The sequence below is a fragment of the Flavobacterium sp. SH_e genome (assembly GCF_025717045.1).
Classification (GTDB): Bacteria; Bacteroidota; Bacteroidia; order Flavobacteriales; family Flavobacteriaceae; genus Flavobacterium.
Genome location: NZ_JAOVZN010000007.1, coordinates 235,016 through 251,174 on the forward strand (window position 1 = coordinate 235,016; position 16,159 = coordinate 251,174).

The 16,159-nt window shown below is 36.0% G+C and carries 6 protein-coding genes; 3 read left to right on the forward strand and 3 right to left on the reverse strand.

Annotation, left to right across the window (positions count from 1 at the left end):
• Positions 1-11 precede the first annotated feature (11 nt).
• The 3 genes from OD917_RS18060 (at position 12) to OD917_RS18070 (ending at position 2,501) form a co-directional block, all read left to right on the forward strand.
• Positions 12-959: a bifunctional riboflavin kinase/FAD synthetase gene (locus OD917_RS18060; RefSeq protein ID WP_263524826.1), complete on the forward strand. Its 948-nt coding sequence runs from the start codon at positions 12-14 to the stop codon at positions 957-959.
• 99 nt (positions 960-1,058) lie between these two features.
• Positions 1,059-1,496: a hypothetical protein gene (locus OD917_RS18065; RefSeq protein WP_263524827.1), complete on the forward strand. Its 438-nt coding sequence runs from the start codon at positions 1,059-1,061 to the stop codon at positions 1,494-1,496.
• Between the two features lie 138 nt (positions 1,497-1,634).
• Positions 1,635-2,501: a cupin-like domain-containing protein gene (locus OD917_RS18070; RefSeq protein WP_263524828.1), complete on the forward strand. Its 867-nt coding sequence runs from the start codon at positions 1,635-1,637 to the stop codon at positions 2,499-2,501.
• Positions 2,502-2,548: 47 nt separating this feature from the next.
• Here the strand turns inward: OD917_RS18070 and OD917_RS18075 are convergent, their stop codons facing one another.
• From OD917_RS18075 to OD917_RS18085, 3 genes are all read right to left on the reverse strand, one after another.
• Positions 2,549-9,391 (reverse strand): T9SS sorting signal type C domain-containing protein, encoded by a 6,843-nt coding sequence (locus tag OD917_RS18075; protein ID WP_263524829.1) that lies wholly within the window; start codon positions 9,389-9,391, stop codon positions 2,549-2,551.
• 444 nt (positions 9,392-9,835) lie between these two features.
• A complete protein-coding gene (locus OD917_RS18080; RefSeq protein WP_263524830.1) occupies positions 9,836-13,693 on the reverse strand; it encodes a T9SS sorting signal type C domain-containing protein in 3,858 nt (1,285 codons plus the stop codon).
• A 151-nt stretch (positions 13,694-13,844) separates the two neighbouring features.
• Positions 13,845-16,159, reverse strand: a 2,315-nt coding sequence (locus OD917_RS18085) for a T9SS sorting signal type C domain-containing protein (protein WP_263524831.1), incomplete at its 5' end; no start/stop codon positions are given.

Below are 16,159 nucleotides of genomic sequence, written 5' to 3' on the forward strand. Positions count from 1 at the left end.
AATAATTTGTTTTGAAGCTCTTTCATTCTATAAACGATTTTCAGTCAACCAAGAAAACAATTTTAACTCTTGGTACTTTTGATGGCGTGCATATTGGTCATAAAAAAATTCTGGAACGAATTACACAAAATACTGAAAACGGAAAATACGAAAGTTTAGTTCTTACCTTTTTTCCGCATCCAAGAATGGTTCTTCAAGAAAAATCTGAAATAAGATTACTAAATACTATTGATGAAAAAGTAAAACTTTTGGAAGCTACTGGGATTGAAAACTTAATTGTTCATCCTTTTAACGAAAGTTTTTCACGACTTACTGCCGAAGAATTTGTGCGTACTATTTTAGTAGAGAAATTTCAGATTCAAAAAATTATTATCGGACATGATCATCGCTTTGGCCGCAATCGAACTGCAAATATTGATGATTTAATTGCTTTCGGAATCGAATATGGTTTTGAAGTAGAACAAATTTCAGCCGAAGAAATTCAAGATGTTTCTGTTAGTTCTACCAAAATCAGAAAAGCTTTAAACGAAGGCAACATGGCTTTGGCAAACGAATATTTAGGATACACTTACTTTTTGAACGGAACGGTGGTAAAAGGAAAACAACTTGGAAGAACAATTGGTTTTCCTACTGCAAATATTTACATTGAAGAAGATTACAAATTGATACCAAAAATTGGTGTTTATGTTGTACAAGCAATTGTAAATCAAGAAACCATTTACGGTATGATGAATATTGGTTTTAATCCGACTGTTAGTGGTGAAAAGCAAACCATTGAAGTTCATCTTTTTAATTTTGACAAAGATATTTACGATCAAAATATTGAGGTTTCGTTCCTGCACTATATTCGCGAAGAACAAAAATTTGGTTCATTAGATGCTTTAAAAGCTCAGCTTAACCAAGACCAAACTGAATCTTTGGCTTTTATAAATTCTTCTTTAAAAAATCTGACCGCATAGTTTTTACGGTTTTTAAATCATCGTAGTTATTTTTTTAGTAAATTTGATAGAACACTGTTTTTCAAATATTTACTATTAACTTCTTAAAAAATAACCACTATGAAACTACCTAAAGAAATTACCAACGGGTTTTTGATTTTTCTCGGAATTGGCATTTATTTTTTATTGATGAATGTATTAGGTTTAGCAGATTTGTTTTATTTAAGAGTACTCAACGTCTTCTTTATATTCTATGGTGTTAACAGGACAATGCAGATGAACATTCATGAAGGAGAAACCAATTTTGTATCTAATGCTGTTTCTGCCATGACTACTTCTGTAGTTGGTGTATGCATGAGTGTATTTGGCCTTTTGGTTTACAGCTATGCTCGAGGCGGAGATGCGTATGTAAAAACTTTATCTGAAACATTTTTGTTTGGAGGAAATCCATCTGTACCAACTTACTGCATTTGTTTATTGTTTGAAGGAGTAGCTTCATCGGTAATTGTTACTTTGATGATGATGCTTTATTGGAATAATAAATTAGCTGCAGATTAATTTTTTGAAATTCTCAGATTAGCTCTTTTAAAATTCGATTACATCAAAATTTTAGCCAAAAGAGTTCATTTATCTCATTAAATATTTTTAAATTGCTTATAACGTACAGAGTTATAAGCAATTTTTTTATTTAGTAAAATGAAGTTAAATCAAATTGAAAGGGTGAAAAAAATCTCAAAAGCTGATTTTGTTTCCCAATATGTAAAAAAACAAATTCCTGTTGTTATCGAAGAATTGACCGAAGACTGGCCAGCTTATAACAAATGGAAATTATCTTATATGAAAGAAATTGCAGGAGATTTGATCGTTCCATTGTATGACGATAGACCTGTAAATCATGAAGACGGATTTAATGAGGCTCATACCACAATGAAAATGAGCGATTATATCAAATTGCTGGAAGAAAAGCCAACTAACTACCGTATTTTTCTTTATAATTTAATGAAAGAAGTTCCATCATTAAAAGATGACTTTTTATGGCCAGATATTGGCCTAAAATTAGTGAAACAAATGCCAATGTTGTTTTTTGGCGGAGAAAATTCTAAGGTCTTTATGCATTATGACATTGACTACTCAAACATTCTTCATTTCCATTTTCATGGAGAAAAACAATGTATGATTTTCGCTCCTAGTCAGTCAAAATTTATGTATAAAGTACCTCACGCTTTGATTTCTCGAGAAGATATCGATTTTGATAATCCTGATTACGAAAAATTCCCCGCACTTAAAAACATAGAAGGTTACATCACCAATCTGAAACATGGAGAAATGCTTTATATGCCTGAAGGTTATTGGCATTACATGAAATATTTAACACCTGGATTTTCAATGAGTCTGCGTTCGTTTCCAAAAAACATTGTCAATTTATCAAAAGCCGCGTACAATGTTTTCATTATGCGTCACTTTGATATTATGATGCGAAAAATTCAAGGTCAAAAATGGATTGACTATAAAAATGAAAAAGCGATTACAAATACACATGAAAATTTGCAGCGTACATTTTAATCAAAATAAAAAAGCGGTTGAGTTTTAAAATTCTCAACCGCTTTTTATTATTGGAAAATTATCTTTTTAGAGACTGTCTTCCCATCTTCTGTAGTTATTTTTAAGAGCAAGACCTGAGGTCCAGATTGGAAATTTGTAATTGTCCATTCCCTGTTATTAATTCCTTTCTTTTGATATAACAATTTTCCTCCGGCATCATAAATAGCCGTTTCTTGAAGATTTTCTTGATCTGAAGCTGACTGTAATTTTATATTTTTATCTTTTACAGAAACTATAATTCTGTTGTCAGAACCTTCAAAATCATCATTACCTAAAACAATTTCAGGATTAATATATCGCAAAATAAAACGATCTTGAAAAACACCTGTAGTGGTCGAAAATGTGTAACCACCGGATCTAAGATTATGTATAATATTAGCAGTCTTATCTTGAAGATAGATGTCTTGTGTACTCAAATTACCGTCGCTATTGTGTATTGCAATTGTAAAATCGCCTTCAATCGCCGATCTATATCCTAAAGTAACAGTATCTGTTACCACAAAAGGAAGTGCACGACCTTGAATTACGAGTTTTTTACCTTCATTAATACTATAAAAATCAAGGTAAGGATTTGCATCCATAGACAATGCATCGAAATTATTGTCCCAAGAATTTGTTGCTCCAGCCGCATAACCTATTAGCAATTGTTTAAAAGCACCTTGTGTATTGGTCATATTTAACCACACACGATGTCTTTCGATTGTCGTTACAGCCGAAGATTTATAAAATTGAGTATTACGACCCGGCACGCGCATTGAGTTTGTAAAAACAACGCTTTGATTGGTTCTTGCTTTTGCAAAAAATCCTTGTCCTGCCGCTATATAACCCGAAGGTGCTTCTTGATTTCCAGGAGTTGTTGCACCTACACCTGTTAATCCGCCAACTGTTGTTTCTCCTGAAAGATTATAAATCGCAAAATCATCATTGCTATAAGAATAAACGTTAGATCCTGGACTTGCACTTGGAGGTGTATTATGTGTCCAAAAATATAAAGTCCCATAGATATTAGCTGCGTTATCATGTATAAACTGATCTGCATAAATTGCTGATGGATATGGATTTCCAAATAAATTAGATTTTTCTGCTACAGCAGCTGGCCCAGAAATAGTTCCATTATTGGGCACTCCAATAAATTCTGCCGTATAGATTTGAGTTGAATTTATATCATAAATTTGAGGAGCTCTCACATTGTATCCATTTCCTTTAACCATCTCTTGTGTCCCATTATAATTTATTATCCATCGTGCTACTGGATCATATTTATAAAATTTGTCATAAAGGGTATTTGGTGACAAATCATGTAAAGTAAAAGCTGGTACACGAGTTATTGGAGAAGACCAATAGGTAAGGTCATAGCGTCTAACTGGTTTTGTATTTCTTCTATAGGTAATATTTCCCGTATTTACAGCATCTGAAATTTGAACTAAACTAGAATTATTTTCAAAAATAAAAACTCCATTTCCTACTACATTTACTTCATTTGTTACTGTAAGTGTATTGGTGCTTTCTACAATTAAATAACCATTATTCTCAATAGTTATTCTATTAGCAAAAAAAGTTCCATCTGTTCCAGAAATAATTGGATTGGTTGCTACATCTGGAATTTCGACACAGTCTGAGGCCAGAGGAACTCCAGCTGGAGTCCAGTTCGCAGCATTTCCCCAACTGGCATCTATATTTCCATTCCAAACTTTATTAATTAACGGATTAATAATAATTGGTGTCGACGGTGATTCGCAACCTGACGCAGTATTCTTCACTTTTACAGTATAAGAACCCGCAACTAAACCTGTAAATATTCCTGAAGTATTGCTAAAATCTACTCCATCAATACTATAAGAATAACCTGTTCCAGATGCTGGTGATGTCACGGTTATTACACCAGAATTATTCTGGCAACTTGGCTGTTGTGTTGCTGAAGCTGTTGGCGCAGCAGAAACAGCATTTACAGTTAAAGAAACTGCTTGATTTGCAGGACATCCATTTGCGGTTACAATTGTCATAACACCATTATAAGTTCCAGCTGGCGTATTTGCCGGAACATTTACATTTACAATGTTTCCCGATCCTGAGCTAAAAGCGAAAGGTGTAGTACCTTGATCTGTTAAAGTAACCCAATCAATCGAATAACTTGTTGGTGAATTAGTTGTCGATGTATAAGCTAAAGAAGTAGTTTGAGCTGTTGAATTTTGACAAACTGGAGTAAACGTTCCTGATGTTGTTATAGTTGGAACAGCATTGATTGTTAAAGAAACCGCTTGTGTTGCTAAACATCCATTTGCTGTCGAAATTGTCATTACACCACTATAAGTTCCAGCAGCTGTATTTGCAGGTATATTTATATTATTTATGGTGCCTGCTCCAGAAGTAAATGCAAAAGTTGTTGCTCCTTGGTCTACTATAGTTGCCCAATCAATTGAATAACTATTTGGTGATCCAGTTGTTGCTGAATATGCTAAAGAGGTGGTTTGTGCCGATGTACTTTGACAAGATACTCCCAAAACACCTGATGTTGTAATAGTCGGAAGAGGATTAACTAAAATTGTAAATGTATTTACTGCTGAAACACATCCATTAGCATTTCGAACCGTTAAATTTCCAGTATAAGTGCCTGCCGTTGTTCCTGCTGGAACTGCAATACTAATTGGACTTGCTGATAAAACTGCATTGGTAACGGCTGCAAAACTATTTGTCGGACTTGCATTCCATGTAATACTATAAGTTGTTGGCGAATTTGTCGTAGCGCTATAAGCCAAATTTGTTGTTTGCGCAGAAGCACTTTGACAAACTGCTCCTGCCGTTCCAAGTGTAATTGTAGGATTCGCATTAACTGTGACTGTAAAATTATTTGCAGCAGAAACACAACCGCTTGCATTTTTTACTGTTAATGTTCCTGTGTAAGTTCCCGCAGCTGTATTAGCAGGAATAGAAATACTGATCGGGCTTGCTGTTAACGTTGCGTCTGTAACCGCTACAAAACTATTTGTCGGACTTGCATTCCAAACAATACTGTAAGTTGTTGGCGAATTTGTCGTAGCGCTATAAGCCAAATTTGTTGTTTGTGCAGAACTGCTAGAACAAACCGCTCCTGCTGTTCCAAGTGTAATTGTAGGAGTTGCATTTACTGTGACTGTAAAATTATTTGCAGCAGAAACACATCCATTTGCATTTTTTACTATTAATGTTCCAGTGTAAGTTCCTGCAACTGTCCCTGCTGGAACTGCAATACTGATTGGACTTGCTGTTAATGTCGCATCCGTAACAGTTACAAAACTATTTGTCGGACTTGCATTCCAAACAATACTATAAGTTGTTGGCGAATTTGTTGTAGCGCTATAAGTCAGATTTGTAGTTTGTGCAGAACTGCTAGAACAAACCGCTCCAGCTGTTCCAAGTGTAATCGTAGGAGTCGGATTGACTGTAACTGTAAAATTATTTGCAGCAGATACGCATCCGCTTGCATTTTTTACTGTTAATGTTCCTGTATAAGTTCCTACAGCTGTATTTGCAGGAACAGAAATACTGATTGGACTTGCTGTTAATGTCGCATCTGTAATGGTTGCAAAACTATTTGTAGGACTTGCATTCCAAACAATACTATATGTTGTTGGCGAATTTGTTGTAGCGCTATAAGTCAGATTTGTAGTTTGTGCAGAACTACTAGAACAAACTGATCCAGCTGTTCCAAGTGTAATTGTAGGAGTCGGATTGACTGTAACTGTAAAATTATTGACTGCAGATATACATCCATTTACATTACGGACAGTCAAGTTTCCCGTATAAGTTCCCGCTGCTGTCCCTGCTGGAACTGCAATACTAATAGGACTTGCTGTTAATGTTGCATTAGTAACTGTTGCAAAACTATTTGTTGGACTTGCATTCCAAGTAATAGTGTATGTTGTAGGCGTATTTGTCGTTGCACTGTATGTTAGATTTGTAGTTTGTGCTGAACTGCTAGAACAAACTGCTCCCGCTGTCCCTAATGTAATAGTTGGTAAAGGGTTAACTGTTACTGTAAAACTATTTCCTCCAGATACACATCCATTTGCATTTTTTACCGTTAATGTTCCTGTGTAAGTTCCCGCTGCTGTATTTGCGGGTACAGAAATACTGATCGGACTTGCTGTTAACGCTGCATCTGTAACTGCTGCAAAACTATTTGTCGGACTTGCATTCCATGTAATGCTATATGTTGTTGGCGAATTTGTCGTAGCACTGTAAGTCAGGTTTGTTGTTTGCGCCGAAGTGCTTAAACAAACCGCGCCAGCCGTACCCAATGTAATAGTAGGTGGCGGATTGACTGTAACTGTAAAATTATTGACTGCAGATATACATCCATTTGCATTACGAACAGTTAAGTTTCCTGTATAAGTTCCTGCTGCTGTTCCTGCTGGTACGGCAATACTTATTGGACTTGCTGTTAATGCAGCGTCTGCAACTGCTGCAAAAGTGTTCGTTGGACTCGCATTCCATGTAATGCTATAATTAGTAGGAGAATTTGCTGTTGCACTATAAGTTAGATTTGTCGTTTGAGCAGAACTGTTAAAACAAACTGCCCCTGCTGTCCCTAATGTAATAGTTGGAAGCGGATTAACTGTCACTGTAAAATTATTTCCTGCAGATACACATCCATTGGCATTTTTTACTGTTAATGTTCCTGTGTAAGTCCCCGCTGCTGTATTAGCAGGCACAGCTATACTGATCGGACTTGCTGTTAAAGTTGCATCTGTAACCGTTGCAAAACTATTTGTCGGACTCGCATTCCAAACAATACTGTATGTTGTAGGTGAATTTGTGGTAGCACTATAAGTCAGATTTGTAGTTTGAGCAGAAGTGCTAGAACAAACTGCTCCTGCTGTTCCAAGTGTAATTGTTGGCAACGCATTGACCGTAACGGTAAAACTATTGGTTGCAGATACACAGCCATTTGCATTTCTAACAGTCAATGCACCCGTGTATGTTCCAACTGGTGTCGCAGCAGGAACGGCAATACTGATCGGACTAGAGGTTAACGTCGCATTCGTGACTGCTACAAAACTATTGGCTGGAGATGCATTCCATGTTATACTGTAAGTTGTAGGCGAATTTGTCGTGGAACTATAACTCAAATTAGCCGTTTGTGCTGATGCATTAAAACAAACCGCTGCCGTTCCCAAAGTAATAGTAGGAAGCGGATTGACTACTACTGTAAAATTATTAACAGCAGATACACATCCATTTGCGTTTCGTACTGTTAAGTTTCCTGTGTAAGTGCCAGCTGCCGTTCCCGCTGGAATTGGAATATTGATCGGGCTTGACGGTAACGTTGCATTTGTGACAGCTGCAAAAGTATTTGTAGGCGATGCATTCCATGTAATGCTATATGTTGTCGGTGAATTTGTTGTGGCGCTATACGGCAATGTTGTACTTTGCGCACTCGCACTTGTACATACCGCAGTAGTAGCACCTAACGTTATTGTGGGTAAAGGATTTACAACAACAGTAAAATTATTTACCGTAGATACGCACGCTACGTTGCTTACAGTAAGCGATCCAGTATAAGTTCCCGCAGCAGTTCCTGCAGGAATAGCAATATTAATAGGGCTCGATGGTAATGTTGCATTAGTAACAGCTGCAAAACTATTGGCTGGGCTTGCGCTCCAAGTAATGCTATAATTTGTTGGCGCATTAGTAACTGCACTATATGGTAATGTTGTACTTTGTGCACTAGTACTCGCACATACCGCGGTAGTAGCACCTAAAGTAATTGTTGGCTGTGCAGATATTGAAATTTGTGTTGACATACCTATTGAAGAGGTACAATCTACAGATGTTAAAGTATTAACTACAATATTACTATTTCCTATATTGGTAAATCCAGTTGCGGTAAAACTTCCAGATCCTGCTGTTGTTACGACCATTGTCGCTGTTAAATTATTAGCAGAAGGATTGCTTCTATGATAGCTTACCGTATATGTCCCAACTGGTAAACCAGCTGCTGTACTTGTCAATTGCACTTGAGAACTAGTTCCTACAGCCGTACAAACATTTGTAGCTGATAGTGATGTTATGCTGTAAGTTTTACAGGTATAAGTAACATTAACAGAACCTCTTGCACCACTTCCTCCATTTTGTGGAGTATTAGAACTGATTGCTCCTCCGCCTCCGCCTCCGCTAGTTACTCCATTATTTCCTGCCAAATCTGCTAATATTAACGAAGCATGAGCAGCTCCTCCTGCTCCGCCTCCCGAACCAAAATTAGCTCCATTACCACCTCCACCTGAAGAAAGAAGTGCGCTTAATGCTGCACTACTTCCATTTGTACCACTTGCACCTGCGGCTGTTGCTAGAGTTCCAATGGCTCCAGTACCACCAGCTCCACCAGTTGGGGTAGAAGTAGTTGTGGTATTACCATTTCCTCCCGATCCACCAGGCGCATTAAAAACCCCTGTAAATCCTGTTATATAAGATGCTCCTCCTTGAGCTCCATTACCACTTCCTCCTGCAGTAGCTGGAGCAACTACAACGCCCAAACTTGATAATCCTGTTGTTGTGATAGTACCTCTTGCGTAAGCTCCTCCACCGCCTCCACCGCCGCTTCGTCCTACTAAGGGTGTAACATTCGCTCCACCTCCAGCACCTCCGGCGCCCCAGGCTTCAACAGTAACAACATCCATACCGGCAGGAAGAGGAAGAGATCCACTAGCTGTAAATGGATGCGAAATTTGCGCATTGGAAGTAGTATAAAAAATTGAGAAAAATAAAATCAGAAGGAATTTAGACTTCCTACTGGAATTTAATGGTTTCCCAATGTAAGTTACTAAAGTTGAAATGCTGAAGAATCTCAGCGTAGTAAGTAGATCTTTTTTCATCTTGTGGCATTTTAGTAATTGAAAAATAAATTCAAACTCAATCAAGATTAATTGCTCATTAAAGAAGAATTAAATAATCCCTCCTGTTTTACAATCAATCTTAGGCAGATAAAAAAACAGTATTAAAAACTGTTATTATAGAAGAAAAAAAATAGTCTAAAATGGCTTGTACGAATAACATTTAATCGAGATAAATTACTTTTAATCGATAAAATATTACAACAAGGTACGATTTTATTTACACTGAAATTCACAATGTAGTATTAAACATATAATTTTAACAGCCAAAACTTAAAAATTATAAAAAATAAGAAAAAACTGTTAATTTGTGCTTTCACAAACAATAACGCATTAATTATCAATATTTTACAACGAAAAAATTGAATTTAAAAAAGCCTTTCACAAAATTTTGCGAAAGGCTTAAATACGAACTTACTTCTTGTTCTAAAAAATCACTTTTTTTGAAGTTGAATTTCCATTTTCAAAAAAAACTTTAACTAATAAAACCTGATGAGAAGAAAACAGATTTTGAATAGAAAATTTATTTGTTTCGAGATTTTCTTTTCTGTACAATTGGTTTCCAGAAATATCGAATACTGCAATTTCCTTAAAATTCTCTTTGAAAGATTCAATCTCAATGGTTCTATTTTTAACTGAAAGTATTAGATCATTCAAATTCTTTTCAGGAGCTTTATTTCCTAAAGTATTATTGGCATAAATGATTAAAAACCGATTATTAAAAGTTCCAATATCAGAGTCAAATTGATAAGCGCTTTCGCTAAGGTTGTGAAGTTTATTTAAAGTTTTATCTACTAAAAATATAATTATTCGATCAAAGAATTCGTCTTCATGATCAAGCTCTAGTTTCAAACTGCCTTTAACTGTACTTTTATATCCCAGAACAATAGAATCGTTTTCAGTAAATGGCCATGCCTTGCCTTGAATGACCAATCTTTTATCATCAACAATACTATAAAAATCAACAACCTGATCTGAACTTAAATAATTTGCATCATAATTTAAATCCAAACCATTTGACGCACCCTTTGCATAACCAAGTAATATCTGTTTAAATGCCATTTCATCATTTTTAAGGTTCAGCCAAAAACGTTGTTTACCAACTTCATCTTGAGTTTTTAAATTTTTAGAAGGCTTAAAAAAAGCCCCATTACGACCAGAAATTCTCATACTGTTATTAAATTCAACAAAACCCACCATATTATTCTGGACAAAGAATGCCTGTCCTGAAGCTATCGTACCATCTGGAGCATCATTACTAACACCAGAATTCAAAGCCGGAGTTGTACCAACGCCACCTAAAAGACTATATACTGCAAAATCATCTCTTGAATAATGATAATTTGCTGGTGGAGTATTGTGTGTCCAAAAATATAATCCTCCTTTAATTTTCTGAGAATTTTGTTTCAAGAATTCATCTGCACTAATCGCAGACGGATAGGGATTTCCTATTAGATAAGCACCGTTTTCTTTTATAAATTCAACTTCTATTTTGCCGTTATTTGGAACTCCTTTAAACACTCCTTCAAATATTGATCGTTCTGTTATTGAAAAATTCTGGGGAGCTCTTATATTATATCCTTGCCCTGGAACCATAACCATTGTCCCATTATAATTTATATTCCAACGCGTATAGGGATCATACCAATAGAACTTATCAAAAAGTGTATTGGGCGAGAAATCTATCATTTTTTGATTGTTGACTGGAGAGGACCAATAAGTGAGATCATAACGTATAACAGATTTTGTTTTTCTTTTTAAATGAATAATTCCAGTATTTACCATATCATCATCTGACTGATATAAACTAGCAGAATCTTCCAAAACTAGAGTACCAGAACCTGTGTAAGCAAATTCAATTCCTAAAGCATTTTTTTCTAATAATGTTACTGTTTTACCTTGGTCAATATTACAACCACAAGCATTAGTTGTAGTTAAATTAGGAAAGTTCTCTTTAAAATATACATCTTTTCCAGCAGAAGGAAATCCATTTGACCAAGAAGTTCCGTTCCAAATCGTCGTATTTACGCAAAGTTTTAAACGAGCAATTCTATGCTTTGAAATTCCATTAACTGAATTAAAATTTCCGCCAATTATCAATCTATAATCTTCAGAAAATTTCATTGCACAAAGTGTATTGTTCAAAGGTGCAGTAAATGATTCATCACAAATTCCTGAAGGAAGCAATCGCATCAATTTTGAACATTTAACATTTTTATAAGTTCCCGAAAATGCGCCTCCAAGTAATATTCTATCATCGGGTTGAATCAAAATAGTGCGCACATCCCCTTTGCTAAAACCAGAACCCGAATCGAATGTTGTATCAAGGCCTCCATCACTATTTAACCGAGTAATTCTCTTTTGCGAAATATCATTAAAAGTTAAAAAAGAGCCACCAACAATAATCTTTTGATCTGATTGTAAAGCAATCGCATAAACATACTTATCAAAACCGTTTCCGATATTAAAACTCTGATCAATACTTCCATCATAATTTAGACGAACTAGTCCCGCAAATGACAATCCGTTAAAATTTTTAAAGTGACCGCCTAAAAGAATCTTTCCATCAGACTGTATAACCGCCGATTCAATAATATCATCGGCACCAGAACCAATATTAAACTGTAAATCTTTTGATCCATCAGGAAGGAGCCTTACAATTTTATTTGCATTTTCTTTTGATCCATTATATTTGGCAAATTTCCCTGCTACAATTATTTTTTGATCAGGTTGTATTGCTATTGTATAAACCTGCTCATCAAATCCCTCACCAGCGTTGAAAGAATCATCAATTTGTCCATCTGCAAAAATCCTAACAATTCTATTATGAATTATATTATTGTACTTTTTAAATTTTCCTCCAACAATTATCTTTCCATCATCTTGCAACGCGACGGCTTTCACCAAATTATCTGCACCTGAATTTCCAACATTAAAAGAGGCATCTAAGGAACCGTCTTCTAAAAGGCAAGTTATTTTTGAAACTGGCGCATTATTAAACTTATTAAAATTTCCTCCAACAATTATTTTCTTATTCGAAAGTGGCAAAATGCTCAATACAGAATTATCAAAACCAATACCTGAAGATAAGTAAGCAATGTCATGTTCGCCATTATTATCGATTTTAGCTAATCTGCCCTGATTTTGACCATTAAAAACAGAAAAAGATCCTCCAATAAACCAATTTCCTTCTTCGTCAAATTCAAGGCTTAAAACAGAAGCGGAACCTGGTCCAGAACCAATATCAAAATCTGATTTTAAAGTGCCATCTGCATTAAGAAAAACCAATCTATTAACTTCAACGCTATTATAAAAACCCGTGAAAGAACCTCCGACCATTAAATCGCCATTTGAATTAATTTTCATTACCTGAACTCCTGCTTTACTAAAACCTAATCCAGATAAAAAGCTTTCATCTTTTGTTCCGTCGGCGTTTAAACGAATAATCCGATTGGCGGGACCACCATTAAAACTTGTAAAATTTCCACCTAGAATGATTTTATTATCCGATTGCAAAACGATAGCATTTACGTCATCATCAAATCCGCTTCCAATATTAAAACTGGCGTCAAAACTTCCGTTAGAATTCAAACGTATAATTCTATTTGTCTGAGTTCCATTGAAAGAAACAAAGTTGCCTGTAAGAATTATTTTTTCATCAGAAGTAATCTTTGCATGTGTAATATTTAATAGTGATCCACTACCAGTAGAAAATGAAGTATCGAGTGTTCCATTTGGAAATAAACGTGCCACTCTATTCACCGTAACATTTGTATATTTTGTAAAACTTCCAACGATAATTATCTTTCCGTCAGATTGCAATGCAATATCATAAATAATTCCAGTTGTAGCTCCGACTGATGTATTGAAAGTAGGATCATAAGTTCCATCTTGATTTAAACGAATTATTCTTCCAGCTTTTATTCCATTATAACTCGTAAAGTTTCCGGCTAAAATAATTTTACCGTCTTCCTGTAAATAGGAGGCATAAATTTTGCCATTAAAACCAGTGCCTGTATTAAATGTGTCGTCTATTGATCCGTCAGGAAATAATCGCGTAATATAAGAGACTGGATGCCCATTTAAACTTGAATAATCACCGCCAACAATTAAATTGCCGTCTTTCTGTAAAAGGAGAGTTCTAACGGGATCACTAAAACCATCTCCATTTTGTCCATCATCAATCACATTAAAACTATTATCCAGCTTTCCTTGTTGTGCTAATATCTTATTGCCCGCTAATGAAGGAAGTAGAATTAGGAAGCAGAGTAACTTTTTAATCAAAACAATATAATTAAAGTTAATATTTGTAAGAATTAAACTAAAATTAAAAAGTCTTAATAGTTTGCACAATACCAAGATTTAGGGATATTTCAATCATAAAAAAAGCCCATTCTTTTTTAGAATGGGCTTCAAAAAATATATTTAAAATTTACTATTTCAAGTTCGAAAAAATAGCTTTTTTAGTAAATGTATATCCATTTTCTAAAGTCACCTTTACTAAGATTACTTGATCAGTAGAATGTAAATTTGCAATCTGTAATTCTGATGCGTTCACTTTGTTTTTGCTGTATAACAATTGTGCTCCAATATTATAGATATTTACTTCTTTTATTGTTTCTTGAGAAGAAGTTATTTTTACTACTTGATTTTTTACAGAAACTAAAACGCTGTTTTCAAGATTTTCAAACTCTTCATTTCCTAAAGTTTTATTGGTATACTTAAGCGTAAAACGATCTGTAAAAGTTCCAATAGCTGTATTGAAAGTATAATTTCCTGCGCGAAGATCGGTTACCGTTCCAGTTGTCTTGTCCTCCAAGTAAACTTCTTGGGTATCAAAGAATCCGTCTGCCTGGTCAATTGCGATTGTCATATCTCCCGCAATGGCCGATTTGTACCCCAGCGGAATCACTTCGGTATTGTCAAATGGAAGCGCGCGTCCCTGGATCGTCAGTTTCTTTGTTCCGTTGATGGTGTAGAAGTCAACATAAGAATTTGATCCCATCGTTGCCGCATCGTAGTTGACGTCAATATCGTTTGTTGCTCCCTGCGCATAGCCAAGCAGAACCTGTTTGTAGGCCCCTTCGGTATTGCTCAGAGTCATCCAAAGGCGGTTCTTATCCACACCTTCTGTTTTTGCTGTTTTGTAGAACTGTGTGTTATTGCCGTCCACACGCATTACATTGGTAAAGTTCAGAGTCGCAGTGGTCGGCTTGCAGATGAATCCCTGTCCCGCCGCAATGTATCCCTGGAACTGCTGTCCGTCAAGCTCCGCTCCTCCGGCACCTCCCAAAAGGTTGAAGACTGCAAAATCTGCACTGGCGTAAGTGTACACATTGCTTCCGGCCTGTTTTGTCGGAGTCGAGTTATGCGTCCATAAATATAGCGCGCCTAAATCGGTATTGGCATTTATTAGAGCCACTGCATCAATAGCTGAAGGATAAGGGTTACCCACAAGGTTCCATTTCCCTTGAGAAACCGTCGCCGGTATATCTCCGTTGTTTGGAATTCCTGTAAACAGTCCTGTGAAAACTGAAGGACTGTTGATGTCAAAAGTCTGAGGAGCTCTTATGCTGAATCCTCTTCCTATTGTCATATCCATTTTTCCGTTGTAATCGATCACCCATTTTAGATCGGAATCATAATAGTAGTATTTGTCATAAAGGGTGTTTGGCGAGAAATCATGCATAGTGAAGTTTGATTTCGTAACCGGGGTTGACCAGTATGTAAGATCATATCGGCGTACTGATGTTTCTCTTTTGTAGACAATCTCTCCGGTGTTGACCGCATTGGTGGTCTGGATCAGACTTGAATTGTGTTCAAATATCAGCTGTCCGTTTGTTGTTACCGCATTTGTAATTCTTAAAGTTAATCCAGTTGGAACTGTAACTATTACTCCTGGATCAATTGTCAATGAACAACCATTTACAACTGGTGTAGCCGTTGAGAAAGGCTGATTAGGAGTAACTGATGCAATTACAATACTTTTAGTGCTATCTGGATCTCCTTTAGACCAAGTATTACCGTTCCAAACTGTTGAAGAGTTGTCTCCTATTACTACTGATCCCGTTGGATTTGATACACAAGTAGTACTTGTTTCAACTGTAAAAGTATATGTTCCCTCTATTAATCCTGTAACAGTATAAGATGATCCAGAATTATTAATAGTTCCATTTACTGTTCCAGATTGATTGATTTGCCAAGTTCCTGAAGGAAGACCGCTTAAAACCACAGAACCTAAATTTGAACAATTTACTGATGTGATTGTTCCAACTGTTGGAGTAGATGCTATTTGATTTATTGACATATTGACAGCATTCGATGTAGCTGGACTTCCTGTCAAACATGGTGATGCATTTGAAGTCATTCTAACTGTAATCGCATCTCCATTTGCTAAAGCTGTGCTTGTATAAGTTGAATTTGTAGCTCCAGAAATAGCTGTTGCACCATTATACCATTGGTATGTTGGAGCAGTTCCTCCATTGGTTGGTGTGGCTGTAAATGTAACTGAAGTTCCTGCACAAATCGCCCCGCTTGGTGAAGCTGCAATGCTTACGCTTGCCGGAAGATTTGGATTAACTGTCATATTAATGGCATTCGATGTAGCCGGACTTCCTGTCAAACACGGTGATGCGTTTGAAGTCATTACAACTGTAATTGAATTGCCATTTGCTAATGCTGTGCTTGTATAAGTTGAATTTGTTGCTCCAGAAATAGCTGTTGCACCATTATACCATTGGTATGTTGGAG

Excerpts from the sequence above, each read along its gene's own strand:
- OD917_RS18065 (WP_263524827.1), top strand. The coding sequence starts at position 1,059 with ATGAAACTACCTAAAGAAATTACCAACGGGTTTTTGATTTTTCTCGGA.
- OD917_RS18070 (WP_263524828.1), top strand. The coding sequence starts at position 1,635 with ATGAAGTTAAATCAAATTGAAAGGGTGAAAAAAATCTCAAAAGCTGAT.
- OD917_RS18075 (WP_263524829.1), bottom strand. The coding sequence starts at position 9,391 with ATGAAAAAAGATCTACTTACTACGCTGAGATTCTTCAGCATTTCAACT.